At 41.9% G+C, this 24362-nt stretch carries 23 protein-coding genes and 1 other annotated feature; of the genes, 5 read left to right on the top strand and 18 right to left on the bottom strand.

The features are described from left to right. The first annotated feature begins 341 nt into the window (after window positions 1-341). Window positions 342-1052 (top strand): GntR family transcriptional regulator, encoded by a 711-nt coding sequence (locus tag LKD36_RS09175; RefSeq protein ID WP_118770905.1) that lies wholly within the window; start codon window positions 342-344, stop codon window positions 1050-1052. A 66-nt stretch (window positions 1053-1118) separates the two neighbouring features. On the opposite strand, the gene LKD36_RS09170 is transcribed toward LKD36_RS09175, so the two are convergent. The 10 genes from LKD36_RS09170 to LKD36_RS09125 form a co-directional block, all read right to left on the bottom strand. Next, window positions 1119-1931 (bottom strand): Cof-type HAD-IIB family hydrolase, encoded by an 813-nt coding sequence (locus LKD36_RS09170; protein WP_118770906.1) that lies wholly within the window; start codon window positions 1929-1931, stop codon window positions 1119-1121. A gap of 58 nt (window positions 1932-1989) precedes the next feature. Continuing rightward, entirely contained in the window at window positions 1990-3003 is a 1014-nt protein-coding gene (locus LKD36_RS09165; protein ID WP_118770907.1) for an SIS domain-containing protein, read from the bottom strand. Window positions 3004-3072: 69 nt separating this feature from the next. Continuing rightward, window positions 3073-4566, bottom strand: coding sequence for a xylulokinase (gene xylB / locus LKD36_RS09160; protein WP_308459446.1), 1494 nt, complete (start codon window positions 4564-4566; stop codon window positions 3073-3075). 10 nt (window positions 4567-4576) lie between these two features. Continuing rightward, window positions 4577-5260, bottom strand: a complete 684-nt coding sequence (gene deoC, locus LKD36_RS09155) for a deoxyribose-phosphate aldolase (protein WP_308459445.1) — start codon at window positions 5258-5260, stop codon at window positions 4577-4579. Window positions 5261-5315: 55 nt separating this feature from the next. Then, window positions 5316-6164: a TIM barrel protein gene (locus LKD36_RS09150; protein WP_118770910.1), complete on the bottom strand. Its 849-nt coding sequence runs from the start codon at window positions 6162-6164 to the stop codon at window positions 5316-5318. Between the two features lie 13 nt (window positions 6165-6177). Continuing rightward, window positions 6178-7173, bottom strand: a complete 996-nt coding sequence (locus tag LKD36_RS09145) for a sugar ABC transporter substrate-binding protein (protein WP_308459444.1) — start codon at window positions 7171-7173, stop codon at window positions 6178-6180. Between the two features lie 51 nt (window positions 7174-7224). Further along, window positions 7225-8070, bottom strand: a complete 846-nt coding sequence (locus tag LKD36_RS09140) for an ABC transporter permease (protein WP_308459443.1) — start codon at window positions 8068-8070, stop codon at window positions 7225-7227. A 140-nt stretch (window positions 8071-8210) separates the two neighbouring features. Beyond that, on the bottom strand, window positions 8211-9692 hold the full coding sequence (locus LKD36_RS09135; protein WP_308459442.1) for a sugar ABC transporter ATP-binding protein: 1482 nt from the start codon (window positions 9690-9692) through the stop codon (window positions 8211-8213). A gap of 15 nt (window positions 9693-9707) precedes the next feature. Next, the gene (locus LKD36_RS09130; protein WP_308459441.1) at window positions 9708-10610 is read right to left on the bottom strand and encodes a PfkB family carbohydrate kinase; all 903 of its coding nucleotides are present in this window, start codon (window positions 10608-10610) and stop codon (window positions 9708-9710) included. Window positions 10611-10779: 169 nt separating this feature from the next. Beyond that, on the bottom strand, window positions 10780-12012 hold the full coding sequence (locus LKD36_RS09125; protein ID WP_308459440.1) for a GNAT family N-acetyltransferase: 1233 nt from the start codon (window positions 12010-12012) through the stop codon (window positions 10780-10782). Window positions 12013-12170: 158 nt separating this feature from the next. Between LKD36_RS09125 and LKD36_RS09120 the strand changes: the two genes are divergently transcribed. Then, window positions 12171-13082: a LysR family transcriptional regulator gene (locus LKD36_RS09120; protein ID WP_308459439.1), complete on the top strand. Its 912-nt coding sequence runs from the start codon at window positions 12171-12173 to the stop codon at window positions 13080-13082. Here the strand turns inward: LKD36_RS09120 and buk are convergent. The 5 genes from buk to LKD36_RS09095 all read right to left on the bottom strand — a co-directional run bounded on the left by buk (window position 13043) and on the right by LKD36_RS09095 (window position 18523). After that, window positions 13043-14146: a butyrate kinase gene (buk, locus tag LKD36_RS09115; RefSeq protein ID WP_308459438.1), complete on the bottom strand. Its 1104-nt coding sequence runs from the start codon at window positions 14144-14146 to the stop codon at window positions 13043-13045. The genes LKD36_RS09120 and buk overlap by 40 nt on opposite strands. A gap of 21 nt (window positions 14147-14167) precedes the next feature. After that, window positions 14168-15313 (bottom strand): 23S rRNA (uracil(1939)-C(5))-methyltransferase RlmD, encoded by a 1146-nt coding sequence (gene rlmD / locus LKD36_RS09110; protein ID WP_118770917.1) that lies wholly within the window; start codon window positions 15311-15313, stop codon window positions 14168-14170. A 4-nt stretch (window positions 15314-15317) separates the two neighbouring features. Next, window positions 15318-16538 (bottom strand): tyrosine--tRNA ligase, encoded by a 1221-nt coding sequence (gene tyrS, locus LKD36_RS09105; RefSeq protein WP_308459437.1) that lies wholly within the window; start codon window positions 16536-16538, stop codon window positions 15318-15320. Window positions 16539-16606: 68 nt separating this feature from the next. Next, window positions 16607-16900: a binding site (T-box leader), on the bottom strand. 33 nt (window positions 16901-16933) lie between these two features. Continuing rightward, window positions 16934-18004: a dipeptidase gene (locus LKD36_RS09100; protein WP_308459436.1), complete on the bottom strand. Its 1071-nt coding sequence runs from the start codon at window positions 18002-18004 to the stop codon at window positions 16934-16936. Between the two features lie 6 nt (window positions 18005-18010). Next, on the bottom strand, window positions 18011-18523 hold the full coding sequence (locus LKD36_RS09095) for a shikimate kinase (protein WP_308459435.1): 513 nt from the start codon (window positions 18521-18523) through the stop codon (window positions 18011-18013). A gap of 677 nt (window positions 18524-19200) precedes the next feature. Between LKD36_RS09095 and LKD36_RS09090 the strand changes: the two genes are divergently transcribed. Together LKD36_RS09090 and LKD36_RS09085 are read left to right on the top strand one after the other, a co-directional pair. Continuing rightward, a complete protein-coding gene (locus LKD36_RS09090; RefSeq protein WP_334301340.1) occupies window positions 19201-20118 on the top strand; it encodes a MoxR family ATPase in 918 nt (305 codons plus the stop codon). 11 nt (window positions 20119-20129) lie between these two features. Beyond that, window positions 20130-21824 carry a hypothetical protein gene (locus tag LKD36_RS09085; protein ID WP_308459433.1) on the top strand — a complete coding sequence of 565 codons (1695 nt, stop codon included), beginning with the start codon at window positions 20130-20132 and terminating at the stop codon, window positions 21822-21824. Between the two features lie 15 nt (window positions 21825-21839). Here LKD36_RS09085 and LKD36_RS09080 read toward each other — a convergent pair whose 3' ends face one another. Continuing rightward, window positions 21840-22934, bottom strand: a complete 1095-nt coding sequence (locus tag LKD36_RS09080) for a M23 family metallopeptidase (RefSeq protein ID WP_308459432.1) — start codon at window positions 22932-22934, stop codon at window positions 21840-21842. 168 nt (window positions 22935-23102) lie between these two features. Here LKD36_RS09080 and LKD36_RS09075 point away from each other — a divergent pair, with 168 nt between their 5' ends. Further along, window positions 23103-23303, top strand: a complete 201-nt coding sequence (locus tag LKD36_RS09075) for a cold-shock protein (protein ID WP_118770924.1) — start codon at window positions 23103-23105, stop codon at window positions 23301-23303. Between the two features lie 140 nt (window positions 23304-23443). Here LKD36_RS09075 and LKD36_RS09070 read toward each other — a convergent pair whose 3' ends face one another. Continuing rightward, a complete protein-coding gene (locus tag LKD36_RS09070; protein WP_308459431.1) occupies window positions 23444-23824 on the bottom strand; it encodes a DUF3783 domain-containing protein in 381 nt (126 codons plus the stop codon). Window positions 23825-24124: 300 nt separating this feature from the next. After that, window positions 24125-24352: a hypothetical protein gene (locus LKD36_RS09065; RefSeq protein WP_308459430.1), complete on the bottom strand. Its 228-nt coding sequence runs from the start codon at window positions 24350-24352 to the stop codon at window positions 24125-24127. Window positions 24353-24362: the final 10 nt, after the last annotated feature.

Raw genomic sequence — 24362 nt, 5'->3', positions numbered from 1 at the left:
GCTGTTCGTTTAAAAATTTTCAAAAAGAATTTTCGAAGATCTTTAAAGCACTATTTAATTATCAAGGTTCATTGTTTATCTCGTTGCCTCAGCAGCAACTTTGATATAATATCATGTCTTTCAAATCTTGTCAACAACTTTTTTAACTTTTTTTAAAAAGTTTTTGTTGTAATTGATCTCTCAGACTTTTGTGTTGACCGCTTTCGCAATCAGCTTAGTTATAATACCAAATGTTTTCGCATATGTCAACACCTTTTTTCAATTTTTTTACATTTTCTATTTGCCTAACTTGTCATATGATGATATAATAACTTTAAAGAATATATCAAAGGAGTTGAATTATGGCATCAATTAATCCCAATAGTCCTGTTCCTCTCTATAAACAGGTTTTAGACATTCTGAATGATCAGATTGCTCGGCAAGAATTAAAATTCGGGGACAAATTGCCATCAGAAGCTGAGCTCATGAAACAATTTGGAGTCAGCCGTATCACTGTACGTGCCGCAATTAGTGAATTAGTGGAAGATGGCATTTTAGAACGTTCACAAGGAAAAGGTACTTTTGTTGCACTGCCAAAAGTGAGTCATCCGGCCAATGATAACATCGGATTCAATCGTTCCTGTGTTTTAGCAGGAAAAAAGCCATCGACTAAATTATTGAGTATTGAGTGGGTATATCCTTCCCAGAGCCAAATGAAATTCTGGCATCTAAAAAATGATGATAGAATTATCTGCAGTAAACGGCTTAGATTTGTCGATAATCACCCTACCATGATTGAAATAAATCATTATCCCGCTTCATTCTCGTACCTTTTCGACGAAAATCTCAATGGCTCCCTTTTTGAAATACTAAAAAAACATGATTACAACTTTTACGTAAGTGAAAGAACTCTTGAAACCTGCTTTCCAACTTCAGAAGAGAGTAAACTGCTAGAACTTAAACCTAATACTCCTTTGCTTCTATTCAAAGACATCCATAAAGATTTGCTCGAAAATCCGTCTTTTCTTTCTAAGCAATTATATAATACACAACATTTGAAATTCTATTTTTAACAGGTTACCAATCAAATATTTCTGCCACCAACCGGAAAGCTGGTGGCAGTTTTATTTTACAGAAATTCATTTTTCATTTAATAATTTATGTACTACCCATGCAACGCCTTCATGATCATTATCAGGTGCGACTATCTGTGCTATCTCCTTCACACATTCCTGTGCATTTCCCATCGCCACACCCAGTCCTGCATATTCCAGCATTGATTGATCATTATAACCATCTCCGCATGCTGCCATACAAGTTCTATCTACTTTTAAATACTTGCTCAACCAGGACAGTGCACCATCCTTAGTAATGTTCAATGGCATAATTTCGAGAAAATAAGGAGCAGATCTACATATGCTCAACATCTGCCCAACTTCTTCTTTCAATTTTGTTTCAATGTTTTCCAATATATCGCCATCTCCGACCATCAAACACTTTGTCACAGGAAATTTTACATAGTCGCAGAAGGAATCTACTTTTTTAATAGTCATCTTATTTATTTTCTGTTCTTCCAAAACATACTCATTCTCTGGTGTTTCCGTAATAATATTCTCATCCTCATATGTAACAATTCCAATTTCATGTTCCATAGCAAACTTATATAAAAATGTGATAGATTTTCCTGGCATCCATTTTTCCCATATGGATTTCATACTACTGCATTCTATAATAGTTCCTCCATTAAAGGCAATAATATAACCTCCATATTTATGCAGTTTGAGTTCATCAGCCAGAGGAATTATTCCATAAACCGGTCTTCCCGATGCTAAAATAACGGTTCCTCCTTTTTCCTGATACTCTATTAATGCTGCTTTTGTCTCATCCGTTATTTTCTTTTGAGAATTCACTAATGTTCCATCTAAATCTAATATAAGTATTTTATATTTCAAATTTTCCTCCTAAATTAATTTCCCCGGGCATACGCTCGGGGAAATTCTATTTCGTATTTTAATATTCCATCTGACGATAGTATCTTCTGGTTGTGAGAGGATGATTTCTCTCTTTTTCCAAATGGCAGCTCAGTCTTTCTGTTATTGCATACATTACCATCGGAGAAACAATCTTTCTGTATTCCTGATCTGTAAACGGAAGTTCAATATCTTTTGTATCAAATACATTGATTACATCTGTGATTTTTTTACTAAAATTCAATACACGATCCATAAGCGGTCTTGTTTCATCTTCGCCATAGAACAGAATTAAGGAAGTATCTTTTTCCACAAGTTCAAGTGTTCCATGGAAATACTCAGCTGCATGAATTGATTTCGTTCTGATCCACTGCATTTCTTCCAGAATACACATTGCATAATCGTATGCCTCGCCCCAGAGCATTCCAGAACCAATTACCATATGATAATCTGTATCTTTATGTTCTTTCGCCATTACTGCACATTTATCTTCATATTTTTCTTTCGCTTTCAGAAGATACGGAACAATGTTTGCATACTGACTCATAAACTCATCATATTTGTCAAACTCGCCTGCATTTTTCATAAACCGTCCTACAAGAGCAAACATGTATGTATAAATTGCTTCACATAAGCAATCATCTTCTGCAAAACTGAAGAATTTATAATCAGCATATTCGCAAACCGGTGTATTATCATTTGATACATATACAAGCGTTCTAGCACCAGCTTCTTTACAGAATTTTGCAGCAGCAACAATTTCTTTCGTATTTCCACTTCTGGTAGAGAAGATACATACACTGTCTTTTGTAAATCTCTTATGACCCATTGCCATAAACTCAGCAGCGATCACAGAGTGATGTTCAATATTACTTGCAGTATCCAGCCAATACATCATCGGCAGGGAGTGTGCATATGTTCCACCACATCCAATAAAAAACAGATTACTAAATCCCTGCTGGCAGATTTCGTCTACTGCCTTTTCAATCTGCGGTCTTAATGCAATAGCATCATTAACAACCTTCTCGTATCTCTCCACATTAAAATTAAACATTCTTTCATTCTCCTTGTTTAATATATTTGATAATGTTATAGTACATCATAATACAAGTTTTGTAAAGTACTATTGTGAATTTTTTATTTCTTTATTAATTTCTTTTAATGCATAATAGGCATTTTCAAAAATCTGTAGTTTTTTCTCATACAAAGAACTCTTGCTCTCATCCGGAACAACTTCGTTTTCTACTTTAATGAATCTTTTTGCATCTGAATAACTATCAAATATCCCTGTACCTACACCGGCAATAATCGCACCGCCAATACTTGTTCCTGCTTCCATATTCTCCGGCAATAGTATGTTTTTTTGAAAAATATCAGCCAATATTTGTCTCCAGACATTGCTCTTGCCGCCTCCGCCTATAAGCACAATATTCTTAACCGCTACAGATTCTTCGATAATTTTAAGAAGGATTTTCAAATTCAGTCCTACACCTTCCATAACCGAACGATAAAAATCCCCTGGCTGTACTCCTTGTCGAATTCCTAAAAAGGCTCCATTCAGATCAAAATCATACCACGGAGAACGCTCTCCCATTAAATATGGCAAAAAAAGAAGGCCTCGTGCTCCAGCAGGACTTTCTCCGATCATTTTTTCCAATTTTTCATAGGGTATCGGCGTATCCTGAAACGCATTTCTTGACCACGAATATGCCATACCTCCTGTCTGCATAGTTCCGGTATACACAAACTGGTCTTTTATTACATGCGGTTCTGATTGCATTCTTCCTTTTTCATCAAAAATAAGCCTATCTGTTTGTGTGACAAGCCATGTAGAACTGCCAAGACACAAATATGTATCTCCAGGCTCCGTACATGCCGCTCCTAAATGAGCTGCAGAACCATCCCCAGCTCCTACAACCACAGGAATTCCTTCTTTCAATCCGCACTGCTTTGCTGCCGATGCTGTTACTTTTCCAATAACAGTTTCACATTGAAAAACTTCCGGAAATTTATCCTTGTTTATTTCTGCACAATTAAGAATTTCTTCTGACCATTGTTTTTTTTGTATATCATAGGCAATTGTATATGCCGCATCCGTTGGATCTGTTGCAATCACGCCTGTCAGACAATAATTGATATAGTCTTTCGCCTGAATATAAACAGATGCATTTCGATATATTTCTGGCATATGTTCTTTTTGCCAGAGAATTTTGGGTAAAGTGTATGACGCACTTGGTGGTTGTCCTGTTATTTTTTGATAACCTTCTTTTGTTAATTGCCGAACAAGTCTTTCACTCTCAGCTTCTGCTCTTGAATCAGACCATATAATACTATTTCCAAGTGTCTTGCCCTCTTTATCAAGGGCAAGACATCCCATCATTTGACCAGTAACAGCCACCGTTGAAACTTCTGCATCTGGAACCATCTCTAATACACTTTTTGTTGCTTGACAAACAGCATTCCACCAGTCTTCCGGTCTTTCTTCTGCCCATCCGCGCCTTGGATAATAGACTGAATAAGAGACAACTGTACTTCCTATAAGTTTTCCATTAAAATCAAATAAAGAAGCTTTATTTCCTGATGTTCCAAGATCATGAGCCAAAATGCAAGGTATCATAAATACGCTGTTACTCCTCCTCTTTCAAAAGACGAATAATATTTTCCGCAGATTTTACACCCATTCCAAACCGTGCAACTCCCATATCATACATTTCTTTTACAACAGCGAGTTCACGAATTCCGCCTGAGCATTTTACCTTTACATTACCATCTGCTGCTCTGAGCATGAGTCTGGCATGTTCCAATGTACATGCTCCCAAAAAGCCTGTTCCTGCTTTTACAAAATCAGCGCCACCTTCTACAACTAATTTAACTGCGGTTTCAATTTGTTCAGATGTTAATGTACAAGGTTCAATAATAACCTTCAGATTATGTCCTTTCGGAACCACATTACGTACTGCCTGAATGTCTTTTAAAACATAGTCAAATTCGCTGTTTTTTAATGCAGCTATATTCATCCACATATCGATTTCATCCATGCCCATATTCATATATGTCTGAGCCTCAAAAACCTTTACTTCTGTTCTTTCGGTACCGGCTCCAAGGGATGATCCAACGCCGCCTCCGACTCCTGTCTTAGTTCCTTTTAATTCTTTAAGCAGATAATCATAGTAAGATGCAAAACCATATACCTGCTTAAATTCGTATTTCTTTGCCGCTTCTGCCAAATCTACCTGAGAAGAAAATGACATTGTTGCTGTGATGCAAGCTCCATCAACCATCCGTCCGAATTCCTGTGCTGTAAGTTTCATATTTCCTCCTTATACATTTGATTCAAATTTTTGAGATAATCTCAATATCAAATGCTTAAATTTCTTTTACGATTTGAGCTTCTTTACAAATATATTCAATTGCTCTCATGGACTGCGATAAATAAAGTTCTGGATCTCTAAAATATGGAGCAAGCAGCTCCGTTGAGCACCATCCATCGTACTTATTTCTTTTCAATATTCTGAAGAAATCAATTAACGGAAGAACTCCTTTAGGATCATCTAACTGCATGTGAAATTCTGTAGCCCCATCACTATTACAAATATGAACATATTTCATAGTTCCATTTAATTTATCAAAGTACTCTGAATACGGTTCATTGGCAATAAATGGTGGAACAACATCTATCATTGTACATAAAGCTTTACTTCCTACCCTCTTTTGTAATTTTACGATATCATCTGCGTTGGTAATCGTATTTCCTTCAGAAGGTGACAATGACTCGAGAATAATATCAACACCCAGTTCTTCTGCACGCTTACATAATTTTCCTACGCCTTCTGTCAAGACATCCCACACTTCTTCTCTGTCTCTTCCATAACCCGGATGCTTTGCAGTTATCTGCATTTTATCTGTTCCTATTGCAGCAGCCACCTCAACGCTCTTAATCAAATACTCGTTTGTTTCCTGACGTTCTTTCAAGCTTGCCGAAGTAAGGCTATAAGGATAGGCAAGTATTTCAGGCGTAAACATTGATATTTCGATTCCGTACTTTTTCTTCCAGTCTATTACCTGACGAATCATTGTGTTATCCATATCATAAGCATATGCATGTGGTCTCGCGCCCCAGACTTCTACGCCATTAAAACCATATTCTTTTGCCATATAGAAACAATATTCTAATGGATAGCGTGCAAATTGATATGTTAAGAAAGAAAACTTCATTTCTAATTCCTCATTACTTTCCTGCTGCTACATCTTCTGCTTTCATAAGATCAATATCTGACATTGTAAGTTCCGGAACTTCTTCTCCTTCAAGAATCTTATAAGCAATTTCTGTGGAAACTTTTCCAAGATTATCCGGATGTAAATTGGTTGCACAAATCATATTGCACTCTGCGCCATCCTGCTGCATGATTTCCTTCTGTTCCGGTGTTGCATCATATCCCGCAATTAATACATCCTGTCTGTTATTTGCCTGGCATGCTACATATGCTCCAAGTGTACGGTCTCCATCTGCACAGAAAATACCAGTAATATCAGGATGTGCCTGCAGCATATTTTCGACAGTTGTTCTATGGGTATCTCTTGTTCCACTTGAAAGCTGTTCAACAATTTCTACATCTGGTGCAATTTCTGCCATTTTATCTTCAAAACCTTTATTTCTTTCATATGTACTTGTAACTGACTCCAGGTCCGTTACAACAAGCACTTTTCCCTGTGTTCCCATTTTTTCCACAAGGTATTCTGCACCTAATGCTCCACCTTCAAAGTTATCTGTTAAAACTTTTGCATCAACCTCTGCCTGTGTTTCAATATCCCAGTTTACTACAACAACTCCATTTTCTCTTGCTTTATCAATATACGGAGCAATTGCCTGCGCATCAATTGGTGAAATACAGATCGCATCAACTCCCTGTGTAATCAAATCCTCCATGATTGCAATATCTTTCTGCATATCTGCTGCCGGATCCTGGTACACCAGATTCACACCTAATTCGGCTGCTTTTTCCTGAGCTCCTTTCAGAGCATCCACGCCAAATTCCTCTGCCAGAGAATAGGTAATCATTGCAATCGTATATTTTCCGTCTTGGGAATCGTTTTCCTGCTGATCAGCTGCTGCTTCATTTGAAGTATCAGTTGCTGTTGAAGCTTCTTTACTCCCTCCACATCCTGCAATCATGGAAACTGCCATCACCGCCGCCATTAATAATCCTACCTGTTTCGTTTTCATGTAACATCCTCCTTAAATTATCTTTTTAGTGCTGTGCACCTGAGTTCAAGTTTATTTGGTTTTACTATTGTAGATAGAATAGAGTACAGAACCAACAATAATCAGTCCTTTTACAACCTGCTGCCAATAGGAATCTATGTACATAAGATTCATACTGTTATTAATAATTCCCATCAGTAAAGCTCCAAAGAAGATTCCAGGTACCGCACCAGTTCCGCCGCTGAAAGATACACCTCCCATAGCACATGCAGCAATTGCTTCTGTCTCAAAGGTATTTCCTCCTGTCGGCTGTGCGGAAGCATTTCTTGCTGCCAAAATAATGCCTGCCAGTGCTGAACAAATTCCACTGATCATATAGGAGAACATGATAACCCTTTTCGCATTAATTCCCGAATGATGCGCAGCCTGATAATTACCACCAACCGCATATACGGATCGTCCAAAAGATGTTCTTGAAAGTATAATTCCCACCACAACAAATGTTCCTGCGAGGAAGAAAATCGGAACAGGAATACCAGCAATAGATTCCAATCCCAGGAAGAGCAAATTTTCCGGAAGGTTACCAATCGGTTTTCCTTCTGTAATCAGATAGCAAACACCTCTTAATGTTATCTGAAATCCAAGAGTCATAATAAAAGGCGGAATTCCTGTATATGCGATTGTTGTTCCGCAAATGAGTCCAAGAGCCGCACCTATGAGGATTCCTGCAAGCATCGCAAGAAGAAGAGGTACTGAACTTTCTACCATCAGCCGTGCCACAACAGCTCCTGACACACCCGCTATAGAACCAACCGTCAGATCAATTCCTCCGGTCATCATGGTAAATGCCATTCCACAGGCAAGAATTCCATATACAGCAATCTGCCTTAAGATATTCATGATATTATTGTAGGTCATGAAATTGGGGCTCCTGAAATTCATGAATAAAGATACTACAATAATTACCAGGATAATTCCCGAATAAGATTTAAAATTAGGATTGTTCCATATTTTTTTAATTGTGTTTACATTTTTATTTTTTGCCTTCTCCATGAATCTCACATCTCCTTCGTTGCAAATTTCATAACGCGCTCTTCACTTGCTTCTTCTTTTGTAAGTTCTCCTGTAATTGAACCTTCCCGCATGACTATAATACGATCACTCATATTTAAAAGTTCAGGAAGTTCTGAGGAAATCATAATAATAGAAACACCTTGTTCTACGAGATCACTCATGATTTCATAAATTTCAGCTTTAGATCCAACATCAATGCCTCTCGTAGGTTCATCCAATATCAGAATATCGGGTTTTGTTGCCAGGCATTTTGCAATTACAACTTTCTGCTGATTTCCTCCACTTAAGTCACCCGCTTGCTGATAGCTTCCTGCGGCTTTTACATGAAGCTGCTTCATATAACGGTCGGCATATTCTGTTTCCTGTTTTCCATTCATAAATCCGAAATGACTGAGTTTTTTCAACGAACTCATCTCGATGTTATGAAGTAAGGTTCTGATTAAAACAAGTCCCTGGTCCTTTCTGTCCTCTGGAACTAATGCAAAATGATTATTAATTGCGTCAGCTGGACTTCTGTTAATGATCTCTTTCCCATCTTTATAGATTTTTCCGGAACACTTATCCAACCCCATAATTGCACGTATTAATTCGCTTCGTCCTGCACCTACTAAGCCACCAAATCCAAGGATTTCACCTTTTTTCAAAACAAACGATGCATCATTTACATATTCATTCGTAATATGCTCTACTCTCAGGATTTCTTTTCCAATAGGTACCTCTTTCTTAGGAAATTGGTTTTCTACATTTCGTCCTACCATCAAAGCAATTACCTGGTCTGTATTCAAGTCTTTTACCAGGCCGCCACCTGAGTTTTGTCCATCTCTAAGTACCGTGATTCTGTCTCCAATAGCAAAAATATCTTCCAAACGGTGAGAAATATAGATCATAGAGATATTCTTCTTTTTCAAATCATCAATAATCCTAAACAGAATAGCGGTTTCTTCTGTTGTCAACGACGAAGTTGGCTCATCGAAAATAATAATTTTAGAGTCGAATGACACCGCTTTCATAATTTCTACCAGCTGTCGTTGTGCAACACTCAGGTTTCTAATATACTCATCTGGTTCAAAATGAATATCCAGTACATCCATTAGCTGAAGTGTTCTTTTTCTAAGTTCAGCAAAATCTACCAGCCCATTTTTCTTTGGATATCGTCCGATAAATATATTTTCCATGATTGTCATATCCGGAAATTGAATTAATTCCTGATATACAGTACTAATTCCATAGTTATGAGCCATTTCAGGATTTTTTATATTTATCAGTTCTCCATTCATATAAATACTACCTTCGCTTGGTAAGATAGCACCTGATAAGATTTTCATCAGAGTTGATTTTCCAGCACCATTTTCCCCTAACAGGCACAGGATTTCACCCTCATATAGCTCAATTTTTACATCCTTCAGGGCTTTGATTCCCCCGTATGATTTTGATATACCTTTCATTTCCAAAATAGTTTTTGCCACTTTGTCACCGCCTTTTTAAAATGGACTACCTTTTCCAAAAGAACCTTCTACCAGACAATTTCGTCTCGCCAGCAAGTTTCCTAAACACATACTTTGTTCAATCACATGATCTTCAAAATCTTCCACATCAGATTGTGATAAAAAATTATCAGGACTATTTTTCTTTAAAATTTCCATTTTTTTCATATTGTCGATATAAGAAGAAATAAATCCTGTAATCCATGAATCTCCTGCACCTGTAGTATCAATAACACCACCTGCAAAATTGTATGGAAGCTTTCTGTAAAATTTTCTTCCATTGTAAACAATGGCTCCACGTCCACCAATTGTTGTTATTGCCAGATAACAACCGTAGCTGTCCACGCATTTTACCAGGTAGTCTTTCAAACATTCTTCATCTAAATCTTTTCCTGAAAAAAAGGCGATATTTATATTTTTACAGATTGATTGTAATTTATCATCCGTCCATTCATCAGAAAAATCATATAGAACAGGAATTCCTGCATTTTTAATTTTTATCAGCTCTTCCTCGATGTAACTGTAGCAACTAGAATGTACAAGATCGAATTTTTTAATATAATTGAGCAAATCTTCTGTAATAACTAATGGATTAGCTTTTACAAGCCCTGCATCATTTTCATCTACAATTACTCGATCTCCATCTTGTAAATGAATTCCACAAATTCCTGTTTCTCCATCTTCGATAATACATTTCGAGCAATCAATGCCTTCTTCCTGTAATACCTTTAAAAGCATTCTTCCCCATTGATCATTTGCTATTTTCCCAACATATGCTGTCTCATTTCCTATCTGTTTACCGAAGACAGCAAAGTTAACACAATTACCGCCAGGATATCTTACTCTTCTTGTATAATTACAATCTATAACATTATCGCCCAGTCCTAATAGCTTTGCCAAATTTTCACCCCCTTTGGTAATGTTCTATATTGTATTATGATGTTATATTAACACTAAACTTTACGTTTGTAAATATAAATATGTAAAATTACACAAAAAAAATTAGAGTATACTGTTTTAAGTATCTCACTTTAACAATATGCTCTAATTTTATTAGCTAATGATTTGTTTAAAAATACGTATAGTTCTTCGGTTTCTGGCTCCAGCCAATGGCATTTTGTATATCCTGTGCATATGCCGTATCGCTACACTGCATCCGCCCTGTCCATAAGAACGCTTCCAGCGGGATAGCTCCTATCACCAGAGAAGACAAGTCTGCAATATTCGTCTTCAATATCACATCTGCACGCTGTCCTCTTACCAGTTTCACTTCTTTATCTTTGATATGAAGCTGCACCTTCTTATTATTCGATTCCATAAAACTGTCTTCCACCTGCAGCTCCAGTGTGAACTCTCTGCTCACCGGTTTGTCGCAGTGGTTCTGCTGCCGGAAATAGTCGTCCAGATCCAGAATGCGGAACATAAAGCCCATGATTTTCCTTCCTGTCTCCTGAATAGCGCCATCATAGGCACGATTCTCTCCGCTGTCCGGATTTGTGAACAGCATATGGAAATACTCTTCATATGTATAAATGCGCACCCGCTCGATCTGATCCGTCTGAGATGCAAAAAAAGTCAGGAACTGCTTCATAGTCTCCATATCTTCACAGATAATCTCGCGGACAGCCAAATCATGGTACATATCCGTATAATGATCCACTTCCACAAAATCAAAGGTCAGATAACCCGTAATCTTTCCATTTCTTCTGCAGACTACCACATAGGGCTCATCAAAAATCCGGTGTTTGTCCATAAAGGAGTGAATCGTAGCTCCGTGCGTCTTTCTGGCATACTGCCGATAGAACTCCAGAATTTCTTCCTCATCCTCCGGTTTTGCATAGGCAAGTCCTGACTTATCTCCATAAGAACGAATATACTGCGGACGCGGTGAATACATCACCTGTTCTGTACAGTATCCGTATCCCATCTTATGATAAAATGCAGGATTAAAAGGATGCAGCGCCCCTACCGCTGTTCCCGTCTGTGCAAATACCCCCATTTGCACACGGAGAAGGTTCTTCGCAACATGCTCCTTTTTATGCAGAAAACTGGTGGAAACATAAGCTGGCGCTCCCATTTTCATCATTTTTCCACGCACGTTCATCTCAAAATCCATCATGAGAAGAGAACCGATCATAGTTCCATCCTCATCAAAACATCCCAGGTACCGTCCCTCATCTGGATGTACCAGCTCCCCCGGCATATTATCAAGCAATGCCTGCGGTGTTTTAGACGGAAATGCTGTCTGTACATTTCTTGCAAGCTGCTGTACTTCTTCCGGTTTTACAAAACGAATCTCCATCTTTTATTCCCTCCATAAATATACCCCCATTATATCCGTTTTTTTGTATAAAGTAAACCACGGAATATTCTGGAAAATAATCATGTTGCATATTTTTCACAAAATATTTATACTAAAACCAAAATTATACCTATAAGGTATCAACGGAGGATCACTTCATGGAATTACGGCACATTCGTTATTTTAAAGCGGTCGCAGAAGAGCTGAATTTTACAAGAGCAGCTGAAAAATTAAATATTGCCCAGCCCCCCTTAAGCCGACAGATTCAGGATCTGGAGCAGGATCTGGGAACAAAACTTTTTATAAGAAATCCTCACAAAATCCTTCTGACCCACGAAGGAGAACTCTTTCTCCAATATGCCAATCAGATTCTGGACCTGGTAAACCGGTCAGCAGAAGAAGTACGAGAAGTAAAAGAAGGATTACAGGGAACCCTTTATATTGCATCTGTCGAAGGCTATGGTCCCCAGTTTTTTGCCGAAACGATTTCTTCTTTTCAAAAGAAATATCCCCATGTTCAATACAACCTCTGGAACGGAAATTCCGATGATGTCAATGCACGTGTTTCCAAAGGTCTGTGTGAAATTGCCATGATCACTGCCCCTTACAACAAAGAGGGCTTCGAGGTTCTTCCCGTTCACCAGGAACCATGGGTTGCTATTTTCCCACATGATCATCCTTTAGCAAGCAATGCGGACAAACCTCTTATGCCGGAAGAACTTCTTCCATATGAACTGCTGATTCCATCCCGGGAATCCAGGAAAAGTGAGATTGACCGCTGGTTTTCCCATACAGGAAAAGCGCCCGTCATACGGGGACGAATCGCCCATATGATGAACGCTTATGAATTAAGCAGGCACGGAGTCGGTGTTGCCATCTACCCGGCCTCTATTTCCCATATGATCAAGAATAATGAAATATGTATTCGTCAGATCGATCACCCTGATGCATTTGCTTCCTATGCGCTGATCTGGCTGAGAAATCATCAGCTGTCACGTACTGCTGAAATCTTCATCGAACACGTAAAACATCAGTCTTTAAAACCATCCCACACTGGTTTACCCGGATAGATCTTCGCTTCCTCTTCTCCGCGAAGTACCCGGAGTGCACCAAATGCCATGGCCTCCTGCTCGAATTCACCCGGGTAGGAAGTCACCGGTGCGATCCAACCGCAGCTTTCACGGATCTTTTCTTCCACCTCCGGGAAACGCAGCAGTCCGCCAGTCAGTACGATTCCATCTACTTTTCCCTGTAATACGGTACTCATAGAACCAATATATTTGATTACCTGATAGATCATGGCATTCCAGACACGAGTGGCTTTCCTGTCACCTTCTTCCACCTTTTTGTGGATCGTATCCGAATTGGAGGTTCCAAAATAGCTGCTCAAGCCACCGGTCTGACTGCAGAGAGATTTCATCTCTGCCTGTGTCTTATCCCAGAAATAACGAGTAATGTCCGTCACCGCCATAGTTCCCATTCTGGTTGGGGTAAACGGTCCTTCTCCGCCGCCTGCGTCATTTCCATCAATCATTTTTCCTTTTTTATGAGCAGTAATAGAGATTCCGCCGTCAATATGGCAGACGATGAAATTACAGTCTTCGTATTTTTTTCCAAGGCTGATGGCATGTCTTCTGGCTGTCTCTTTCAGATTCAGCGCATGGCAGACGGCACGGCGATAAACGCCATCCACTCCGGTCACACGGGCCAGGTCACAGAGTTCATCTACAATAGGCGGATTCATCATAATCATGATACCGCCATATTTTTTGTGAAGTACATCTGCCATCTGCACACCCAGCATAGAGGAATGATAAAGCCCACCCTTTGCAGCCTTAGTATCCTGAATCAGGCGGTCATCGATTTTGTAAATACCGCCTTCCACAGAATAGCATCCGCCGCCTCTTCCAACTATAGCATCCACCCCAGTCAGGTCAATGTTTCCATCTTTCAAAAACTTGTCAACCACTTCCATTCGGTAGTCCAACTGGTCATTGATGGTCGGAAACTTCTTAAGCACTGATGAATCATGAAATACGTCTTCGGTAAATAAGCAGGTTTCATTTTCAAACATCGAAAGTTTTGTTGATGTAGATCCTGGATTGATCACCAGAATCCTGTATATCTTATCCATTTTTGCACTCCTTATTCTGTGTTACTCTTTTCTCGTCAGCAGTACCACAGTCTCGCACTTCTCAGTAAACGGGAACATGTCTACCGGCTGAATTGCCTCCACCTTATAATCTTTTTTCAACGTTTTTAAATCTCTGGCCTGGGTTTCCGGTTCGCAGGAGATATAGACAATCTTCTTCGGGCGAATCACCAGCAGGGATTTTAAAAATTCCGGGCTGCTGCCGCTTCGGGGCGGGTCCATGAACACCACATCCACAGCCTCTTCTCTGTCTGCCATGCCTTCCAGAAATACGCCTGCGTCTCCCTGTACAAAACGGATATTCTTCATGTTGTTTCTGCGGGCATTGCTCTGAGCATCACGGACTGCTTCGGCATTCAGTTCCACACCGATGACTTCTTTTACCGTCTTTGCCGCCACCATGCCGATGGTACCGATGCCACAATAGGCATCCACCACCACATTCCGCTTGTTCAGGCGGGCCAGCATCATGGCCGTCTTATACAGCTTCTCCGTCTGCACCGGATTGATCTGATAAAAAGACGTCGGTGAAATGCGGAACATACATCCACAGAGCCGGTCTTCAATATATCCTTTTCCATATAATGTAATATTTCGCGGACCGAGTACCATGCTGGTCTTCCGGTCATTGACATTGAGCACCACCGTAGAAATCTCTGGATGATGTGCCCGAAGGGCTTTCACAAAATTATTCTTAGACGGAAAAATCGGTGAACTCACCACCAGTACCACCATAATCTGACCGGTCATATAACCCGTTCGCACCAGCACATGGCGCAGAAGTCCATAGCCTGTATCCTCATCATAGACTTTTATCTTAAAGGATTTTAACAGTTTCCGAACAGATACAATGATTTCGTCCGCCTTTTCATTTTCAATCTGACAGGCATCCACCGGAACTACTTTGTGGGTACCTTCCTGATAGATCCCTGAGACAATCTCTCCGTTCCGTTTTCTGGAAAAGACTGCATGCACTTTATTTCGGTAATGATAAGGATCATCCGCCCCGATAATAGGGCGGATTTCTCCAAATTCTTTCATCAGTTTCCGGACAGAATTTTCTTTCTTCTTCAGCTGCTCTTCATAGGAAATTCCCTGATAGTCACAGCCGCCGCATTTTTTTGCCAGCGGGCATACTTTTTCTGCCATGATCTTATTTTACAACCACTTTCTTGAAGTTCTTCTTTCCACGTTTTACAAGTAGACCAGTCTCCATCTGCTCTCTGGTATAGGTCGTTCCGATATCAGTTACTTTCTCGCCATCAACCGTCACGCCGCCCTGCTGTACATTTCTTCTTGCTTCGGAACGGGATGCTGCCAGTCCGGACTTGTGAACGATCGTCAGAATATCTACCACGCCATCATTAAAGTCTTCCTCATTCAGAACTGCTTCCGGCGCATCAGTTCCTGCTCCTGCTCCGAACAGTGCTCTTGCACTCTCCTGTGCCTTCTTTGCCTCTTCCTCACTGTGAACCAGTTTGGTCAGTTCATAAGCAAGAATCTCTTTTGCCTCGTTCAGCTGACTGCCTTCCCATTTGTCCATCTCGTCAATCTGCTCAAGAGGCAGGAAGGTGAGCATGCGCAGGCATTTGAGCACGTCTGCGTCGGAGACATTTCTCCAGTACTGATAGAACTCATAGGGAGAAGTCTTCTCCGGATCCAGCCATACAGCGCCCTTTGCAGTCTTGCCCATCTTGTTGCCCTCAGAATTGAGCAGCAAGGTAATGGTCATGGCATGTGCATCTTTTCCAAGCTTTCTTCTGATCAGTTCAGTACCACCCAGCATGTTGGACCACTGGTCGTCTCCGCCAAACTGCATGTTACAGCCGTATTTCTGATACAGCATATAGAAATCGTAGCTCTGCATGATCATGTAGTTGAATTCCAGGAAGCTTAATCCTTTTTCCATTCTCTTCTTATAGCACTCTGCAGTCAGCATACGGTTTACACTGAAGTGTGCTCCTACATCTCTTAACATTTCAATGTAGTTGAGCGGCATCAGCCAGTCTGCATTATTTACCATGATAGCTTTGTCATCTGAGAAATCAATGAATTTGCTCATCTGCTTCTTGAAGCAGTCACAGTTGTGCTGAATGGTCTCCTGAGTCATCATCTGACGCATATCGGTACGTCCGGACGGGTCTCCGATCATAGCGGTACCGCCTCCGATCAGGGCAATCGGTTTGTTTCCTGCCATCTGAAGTCTCTTCATCAGACACAGTGCCATGAAATGTCCTACATGAAGGCTGTCTGCGGTCGGGTCAAATCCGATATAAAATACAGCCTTTCCGTTATTTACCATTTCACGGATTTCTTCTTCGTTTGTTACCTGCGCGATCAGTCCGCGCGCTACCAGTTCTTCATAAACCTGCATGTTTCTTTCTCCTGTTTTCTTATTTTATTTTCCAGTATCTGGATGCAAAAAAGGCTCTCGCCCTTTTGCCAAAGGACGAAAGCCGTTATGTCTTCCGTGTTACCACCTTTTTTCACAGTACACTCACGCGCACTGCCTCACCGGGTACATGTTCCTTTTATTCCAGTACAGACCGGTCTGCCATTCGCAGATACCCTCGCATGATATCGGATGCACCCGTCTCCTCCTACACGCGGCTTTATTCACCGTTTCAAAGGGAAGCTCCAAGAGGTATTCATGACTTCTATTCCCCGCGCCTCTCACCAGCCGGCAGCTCTCTGTGGTCTTTCAAAATCATTACTTATTCTTTTCAACGCCGATTTATACGGCTATTTTAGGTGAGAAGCATTGGAATGTCAAGAGGTTTTCGGCAGCATTTTCCGGAAATACTGCACAAAATTCTCTCCTACGATTTTTCGGACAGCTTCTTCGTCCATGCCCCTCTGTAAAAGTGCCGCTGTCAGAAGCGGTACATTTCCGTGATTCAGAAGGCAGTCCGCATAATGAGACTGACCTTCCGCCATCCGCTCCGCTGCCGTGTAAGAATCGCAGAAATCAAAACCGTAGCCCACATGCTCCGGCCCCATCACTTCCACCATATGCTCCACATGCATACATAATTTTTCCAGACAGTAAACACCATTTTCATCCGGATATTCTTCTTCCGCCGTCTCCGACACCAGACGGACGTAGCCATTAAGTCCTGCTATGCCGCCCTGGTCTGCCAGAATCTGCATCTGTGTATCCGTCAGATTACGATAGTGAAAGGCCACCTCTCTGCTGTTGGAATGGGTTGCCATAAATGGCCGGATTGCTGTTTCCCGAATATTTTCAAACCCATCATCATTGAGATGACTGACATCCACAAACATTCCCAAACGCTCCATCTCCCGGACAACATCAAACCCTTCTGGCGAAAGACCGCCCCGGATCTCATAGCATTCACTTGCCTTGCAGCAGCCGGACGCCAGCAGATTTCTCCTGCTCCAGGTAAGGGAGGCCCCGCGTACTCCCAGTTCCCACAGAGCGGTCAGAAGCCTCGCATCTGATCCAATGCAGTCCAAGCCTTCCATATAGAGAATAATTCCGATCAGATGCTCTTCCAGACACCGGTCCAGATCTTCCACTGACCGAATCTCCAGAAACTCCGGATTTTTCCGGATCTGCTCTTTCAGCACCACAATCTGCTCCAGTGCTGCCCGGAGTCCACCTTCCGGAAGTTCATGGTTCTGAAGGTAAACCGATGAAACAATCAGATCAAAACTGCCTTTGCGAAATACCGGAAGATAAATGTCCCGCAACGGATTTTCTTCCCCATTGCGGAGACGAAAGACCAGTTCGCCTGCCAGATCCAGATGAGTATCCACTACCGGACAGGTTTTATGAATTTCCTCAGCTTTTGCTTTATAATACGTTTCTATTTTCATATTCCGTTATTCCACGCTTTCCAGCGCACTTACAATTCTCTCTACAACTCCGCGGATATCCAGATTTTCTTCATCCACAATAAGATCCGCATACTTTTCATAATAAGGAGTCCGGTAGTCTACCAGATCTTTTAACGTCTGTCCCGGTTTCAGCACAACACCACGTTTTTTCAGATCACCAAGTCTCCTTTTTAAGCTTTTGTAAGGCAGACGCAGATAAACAACCGTGGAAATTTCCTGCAAGTGCTTCATGGCATCTTCTCCAAACACAGCGCTTCCACCGGTGGCAATCACAGTCTTATCTACTGCAAGTCCAGCATTTACCCGGTTCTCGATCTCCAGAAATCCTTCATCTCCATGTTCCGTAATCAATTCATGCAGAAGTTTTCCGGTCTGTTCCTGAATCTCCAGATCAGAATCCAGAAAATGATATCCGAGAATCTTTGCCAATACAACACCTACCGTACTTTTTCCTGCGCCGGGCATTCCGATTAATGTTACATTCCTTTTTACTGACATATCTATGGCATCCTTTCATGTTTACCGTGAAGTTCCCCGCCTCTCTTTTGTAACAGTCTATCAAAGCCGTCTATGGCTGTCAATTCCGCTGTTGTCATCTGTCTTTTCCTTTCTTGTTTCTTTATTTTCAGAAATTTATATTTTTTTATAAAAATATATTGACAAATAGATGCGATGTGTTATAATAAGCTCATAAAAACAAAGGAGCGAACGAAAAGACAAAATAATCCAATCGATGGAGCATGAAAAGGAGGAGAGTCCAACCAAAACTTAACGTTACACCCCATAATATAAAGAATTGGAGGTACGGACCACCGGCAACGATAATTTTTTTTAAAACCTAAAAAACTGAATAATTTATTTTAAAATCATTAAAATTACCACTTGGTAAGAAAAACGAAATGTTTTGAAGAAGGTAAAGGAAAGATACCTTGTTAATAAAAAACCAGATAGAAATACCGTAAAGATTCCAAAGGAATTGCATACGGAGCATAGGTCATAAAAAGACCATAAAATAGAGATAGATTTAAAGAAATCGAGGTTTAGTCCATTGGAAATTACAGTTATATAGGCGGCATGAGAATTTTCAGAATAAATTCTTATGTCGCCTTTTTTATTGCCTTTTTTGTGCTATACTAATCTCATAAATATGGCACAGCCATAAAAGAGGGGGATACATCATCATGCTTGATTTTCTGAAAAAAGAAGGAATTCATCCACACCTCATACAGGAACTGGAACAGTTCCGGTCTGCCTTCGGAACGGAACCTGAAGTAGCAAACCGGATCCGCACTCCAAGATACTATTATTATGGTACTAAAATCTGGGAAGAGGCATTATCCGCACTTCTATGCGGAGAACATCTCCTGCTGACCGGTCCTAAGGCTACCGGCAAAAATGTGCTGGCTGAAAATCTGGCCGCTGCTTTCGGACGCCCCCTTTTTAATATTTCGCTCAGCATCAACACTGATGCGGCGTCCCTGATCGGTTCCGACACATGGAAGAATGGAGAAGTTACATTCCGGGAAGGTCCGGTCAGCCAGAGCGCACGGTTCGGCGGTTTTGGTGTGCTGGACGAAATCAACATGGCCAAAAATGAGGCCCTCGCCGTTCTTCATGAAGCACTGGATTTTCGCGGAAGCATCGACGTCCCTGGCTATGATCGGATCGATCTGCATCCGGCCTGCCGTTTTATTGCTACCATGAATTATGGCTACGCAGGAACCCGGGAACTTAATGAGGCGTTGACATCCCGTTTTGTGGTGATTGATATGCCTCCAATCTCTGAAGATTACCTGGCCAAACTTCTCCGGTCTGAGTTTCCCGATCTGTCTCCCGCCTGGAATACCCAGTTCTGCCGAATCTTTCAGGAACTGCAAAAAAAATGCGAAAGTGCAGAAATTTCCCCGAAGGCACTGGATCTCCGTGGACTGCTCGCCTCTGTCCGTCTGATAAAAAAAGGGCTTTCTCCGCTGGAGGCACTGCGTCTTGGCATCGGAAATAAGATCTTCGATCCATATGAACGCAAACTGGTGGATGATCTGTTTCTTATCCGGGTCTCTGAAAAGCAGAGCGCTGCAGAACTGTTTCAGTAAGAGGTGCCCTTATGAATATCGATTCCATCCAGGAACAACGTGCTAAAAATATCATCTGGAATGCAGCCGGTGACTATCATTTCGTTCCGGATTATGCTGCCTATGAAAAAGACGGAGAGCCAAGCCTCTACTTCAATTGCATTATTGGTTCCGTCCATCGTTACTACAACTATGCTCCCATCCATGATATGCTTCTGCGCCTTGGACGTCTGCGGGAAGCCAATCTCTTTCGCGGACTGGTCTGGCTTGGACTGGAACGCTGTACTTATGAGCATGCTCTGACAGACCGGCCATTACTTACCACTCTCCGCACTTCTTATTCCCAGACTGTCTGGGATCAGCGGACTTCGTACTGGGATCAGGAACTCTTTGATCGTCTGAACACGGCCCATTTCGGCGCTGTCATCGGACATCACTCCCGCTTAAGTAAAAAAGAACAGGCTCTTCTTGCTGATCTGGAATTTGACAGTACACTCACTTCCGAACAGATCGTGGAACATATGAATCATCTGATGGAACTGTATTTTCACTGTTCTATCCCACCCCTGCACGACAAACGGAGATTTCCTGTCTTTCCCGTCCGCTTTCGAAAAGCGGCATTGCACGGCGGCGCACTGATTACAACGGTGCAAAGCTCTGGTGATACTGAACAGAAGAAACAGCTGACCCTCTGGCTGCCTGCCCTGCGGGCAGAAACCCGGAATCAGAAGCTCCGGCAGTTTCTGGAGGACAGTTTCGGTCTTTCCCTCTACGCTCCGGAAGACCTGGAGAAGCTGGAGAAAAAACTATGCTGCGGCGGACACCGATACTGTCATCTCCATGTCACCCGTGGAGAATTCCGGCATTCTTCCTCCGCCGACAGCGGTGCACGCACTTTCCGCTCTGCCGCACTTCTGCAGGAGAAGAAAAATATTCACTATCACCAGATAAATCTGTCCCGCCACATGCTCAGCATTTCCCGGCTTACAGACCGCATCCGCAATGTGCTACAGTGTGATACCGGCAGCGCAGAGGAAGAAAGCAAATACGGAATCCTCCGTCCGGACCGTATCTGGCAGGCCGAAAAACTCCATCATGAAAAAATCTTTTTCCGGAATATTCCATTCTCCATAGGAAACCTGTCTGTGGATATTTTGCTGGATGCATCTGCATCCCAACAAAACCGTCAGGAGCAGATTGCCTCTCAGGGATATATTATTGCTGAAAGTCTTACCCGCTGCGGTATTCCGGTCAGAGTCTGCTCCTACTGTACCACGGATGGATGCACCGTTCTCCATATGTTCCGTGATTACGAGGAACCACAGTACAATGACCATATTTTCCAGTATATATCCGCCGGTTGGAATCGGGACAGTCTCGCCATCCGCCTGACCGGTGAACGCCTGCTGTCCTCTGACTATGACCACCGGCTGCTCATTATCCTGTCCGACTGCAGTCCAAACGACGATCACCGTCTCGTGGAATCAAAAGGCTCGCTGCCATTCTTTTATGATTATGGCGGAGAACACGGAATTACCGATACAGCAAAAGAAGTCAGCCTCCTGAGACGTCAAGATGTCAGTGTACTTGCTGTCTGCACCGGCCGTGAAAAAGATCTCCCTGCTGCTCGCAGAATCTACGGAAATGATGTCGTATGGGCATCTTCTCCGGAACGTTTTGCCGATGCCGTCGGTTATCTGATTCAGCAGAAGCTGCGTCATCTCTGAGATTTTTGTCACAGATCACGGATACATGGAAAAATCCAGCGTCCGCTCATAAGCTTCTGCTGCCGGATCCTTCATCAGATATACTCTGCGCCACTCTTTCGTTTCGTCGTCTCTGATTGTCTCGGACTGCTGCCGGTACAGGAATCTGACGATTTGGTAGCAGTCAATCCAGATCTGATCGTCACCATCCTTCTGGGACTCATCAAAGATCAGCTGCATTCCAAAATGCAGATGTGTCTGATCAATGTTATTAACATTTTCCTTCACACTGTATCCAGTATGTCCCATGTAACCTATCACGTCTCCCGCCAGCACCACCGATCCTTCTTTCAACTCCGGCTGATAGGGAAATCCTTGCCGCAGATGTGCATAATAGTAGTATCTTTTCCTGTCAAAACTCCTGATCCCGATACGCCATCCGCCATACTGATTCCATCCAAGCACCTCCACATAGCCGGATTCCACACAGACCACCGGCGTTCCAGTCTGCCCCATCATATCGTGCCCCAGGTGAGCTCTGCGGTATCCATATGTTCTGGAAACTCCGAAATCGTCATAGTCTGTATAAGGAAATCCTTTTGCAATTGGATGAAACGCTTTCAGTCCATAGCGTTTCTTCATCACTTTCCTTCCCTGGTCCCCCTCTTCTGTTTCCTCCATCTCATATTCACCCACCATTCCGCCCAAAACAGCTTCATATGCTTCCTGATAATATGAAAAATAGTCCAGACTCTCTGTCAGCTGTTCCAGTGTCTTACCGCCTTCCACCGCTTTCTCCAGTTTTGTCAGCAGGCTGCACACTTTCCGGTCATCTGAAAAGCTTCCTCCGGTATGTGCCGCTGTCCAGGCCAACAGATCTGTCCATCTGATATGATGGTCCGTCCCATACGTATCCCTGTCATATTCATAGCTCTCCGAAAGCGCCAGACAGGACACCTGAAAATCTACCCCTTTTATATATTTCTTTTCCACTTCCGGCTCTGAGACTTCCGCCTGTATAGTCTCAGCTGACGCCATAGTATCTTTCAGTTTTTCTCCTTCCTCCATCCAGTAGGAAGCAGACGCAAAAATCAGCAGAATCATTATATTTACGGTCAGAATTCGTCTCATTAATTTCTCCGGAAAATCTTTGTTTTTCCTATTTTATGTCCATGCTCACAGTTTCATAACTGCCATTTCAGAAGCCTTTTTGTCGGCCGATTTTATTTGACACTCCCCCTAAACTGTGGTAATCTTAGACTGTGCTTTGCACATGTATTATTTTAAGGAGGTACCACAATGAACAAAGGTACAGTAAAGTGGTTCAACAACCAGAAGGGATATGGATTTATCTCTGACGAGCAGGGTAATGATGTATTCGTTCATTATTCAGGACTTAACATGGAAGGCTTCAAATCTCTTGAAGAGGGCCAGGCTGTTGAGTTCGAAGTAGTTAACGGCGCTAAGGGACCGCAGGCTACTAACGTAACCAAACTCTAATCCGAACATTTCAACAGATTCTTACGTTAAAATAAATATAAGTACAACGATTCTTATATGTTTTTTGAATTGAGAATTATGCAGAATGCTATGACTGGAAAATGAAAAAAGGACATCCGAAAGGATGTCCTTTTTTGTATTCACGGATGCATAGCTGCATGCTCTGATGCCAGCTCCCTGCTCAGTTCATAAATACTCCAGCTGATATTATGCGGCGTCACAATTGCTTTCAGCGGAATCTGCTCAATCTGAGCTTCACGATAGGCTATCAGAAAAAGTTGAAGACTGTTTTCCTGAAGTCCGGAGAACACGAGCAGTTCCGGCATCTGCCATGCAAATGGAGGCATCTCATGCTTTCCGACTGCCACAGGATACGTGGCGCACAGAACTCCTAATTCTTCCTTCCCGTCTTTTTCCGTCAGTATGCGGCATTCCATGCCGAATCGCTGACACAGTTTTCTGATCTTCTGCTGCTTTTCCATCTCTTTACAGTGCATCAGCAGAATCGAAGTCTTCTGCATGTCTTCGTCCTCCTTTTGGGATTCATTATAACATAATAAAAGCGTTTCGAAAATCGAAACGCTGTTGTTGTTAGTCGAGAGCGGAGTTTCACTTGCGCGCATGTAAAATCACCGCCCCCATTTTTAGAAAGTTCCCAAGGCCTTCCGCCTGTTTGTTTTTCTGTAAGAGAAAAGCTCCGGTAGAACTTTTATGCTTATACTTTATCAGAGACTTATGTCCAAATTATGGGGAAACTGTAAAATAATTATAAAATAATTGTCTACATTTTCACAATCTCTTCATAAATCCCCGGAAAGTATTTATTTTACTGCTTCACGCAGTTCCTGTAAAAGTTCCAGATCGGACTGCTTTATTTTCAGATTGGTTGTCATCTCTGTGCCGTCCGGTTTTGTCACCTTCATCTCGATAATCGTCCCCTCCTGAATACCACCTGCAAACGCAGCATTCAGAAAGGCACCGAATTTCGGATGGCTGGCGTTAAACTTATTTTTTGCATTCATTATCTTCATGAGTGCCATCGGATTCATATTCGTTACT

This window comes from Hominiventricola filiformis (assembly GCF_020686965.1).
Taxonomy (GTDB): Bacteria; Bacillota; Clostridia; order Lachnospirales; family Lachnospiraceae; genus Hominiventricola; species Hominiventricola filiformis.
This window is presented reverse-complemented; position numbering and strand designations above follow the sequence as displayed.

What these genes read in the sequence shown, in the direction of transcription:
- LKD36_RS09175 (WP_118770905.1), top strand. Translation starts at nt 342, where the DNA reads ATGGCATCAATTAATCCCAATAGTCCTGTTCCTCTCTATAAACAGGTT.
- LKD36_RS09165 (WP_118770907.1), bottom strand. Translation starts at nt 3,003, where the DNA reads ATGTTTAATTTTAATGTGGAGAGATACGAGAAGGTTGTTAATGATGCT.
- xylB (WP_308459446.1), bottom strand. Translation starts at nt 4,566, where the DNA reads ATGATACCTTGCATTTTGGCTCATGATCTTGGAACATCAGGAAATAAA.
- deoC (WP_308459445.1), bottom strand. Translation starts at nt 5,260, where the DNA reads ATGAAACTTACAGCACAGGAATTCGGACGGATGGTTGATGGAGCTTGC.
- LKD36_RS09150 (WP_118770910.1), bottom strand. Translation starts at nt 6,164, where the DNA reads ATGAAGTTTTCTTTCTTAACATATCAATTTGCACGCTATCCATTAGAA.
- LKD36_RS09145 (WP_308459444.1), bottom strand. Translation starts at nt 7,173, where the DNA reads ATGAAAACGAAACAGGTAGGATTATTAATGGCGGCGGTGATGGCAGTT.
- LKD36_RS09140 (WP_308459443.1), bottom strand. Translation starts at nt 8,070, where the DNA reads ATGACCTACAATAATATCATGAATATCTTAAGGCAGATTGCTGTATAT.
- LKD36_RS09125 (WP_308459440.1), bottom strand. Translation starts at nt 12,012, where the DNA reads ATGGAGATTCGTTTTGTAAAACCGGAAGAAGTACAGCAGCTTGCAAGA.
- LKD36_RS09120 (WP_308459439.1), top strand. Translation starts at nt 12,171, where the DNA reads ATGGAATTACGGCACATTCGTTATTTTAAAGCGGTCGCAGAAGAGCTG.
- buk (WP_308459438.1), bottom strand. Translation starts at nt 14,146, where the DNA reads ATGGATAAGATATACAGGATTCTGGTGATCAATCCAGGATCTACATCA.
- rlmD (WP_118770917.1), bottom strand. Translation starts at nt 15,313, where the DNA reads ATGGCAGAAAAAGTATGCCCGCTGGCAAAAAAATGCGGCGGCTGTGAC.
- tyrS (WP_308459437.1), bottom strand. Translation starts at nt 16,538, where the DNA reads ATGCAGGTTTATGAAGAACTGGTAGCGCGCGGACTGATCGCGCAGGTA.
- LKD36_RS09100 (WP_308459436.1), bottom strand. Translation starts at nt 18,004, where the DNA reads ATGAAAATAGAAACGTATTATAAAGCAAAAGCTGAGGAAATTCATAAA.
- LKD36_RS09095 (WP_308459435.1), bottom strand. Translation starts at nt 18,523, where the DNA reads ATGTCAGTAAAAAGGAATGTAACATTAATCGGAATGCCCGGCGCAGGA.
- LKD36_RS09085 (WP_308459433.1), top strand. Translation starts at nt 20,130, where the DNA reads ATGAATATCGATTCCATCCAGGAACAACGTGCTAAAAATATCATCTGG.
- LKD36_RS09080 (WP_308459432.1), bottom strand. Translation starts at nt 22,934, where the DNA reads ATGAGACGAATTCTGACCGTAAATATAATGATTCTGCTGATTTTTGCG.
- LKD36_RS09075 (WP_118770924.1), top strand. Translation starts at nt 23,103, where the DNA reads ATGAACAAAGGTACAGTAAAGTGGTTCAACAACCAGAAGGGATATGGA.
- LKD36_RS09070 (WP_308459431.1), bottom strand. Translation starts at nt 23,824, where the DNA reads ATGCAGAAGACTTCGATTCTGCTGATGCACTGTAAAGAGATGGAAAAG.
- LKD36_RS09065 (WP_308459430.1), bottom strand. Translation starts at nt 24,352, where the DNA reads ATGAATCCGATGGCACTCATGAAGATAATGAATGCAAAAAATAAGTTT.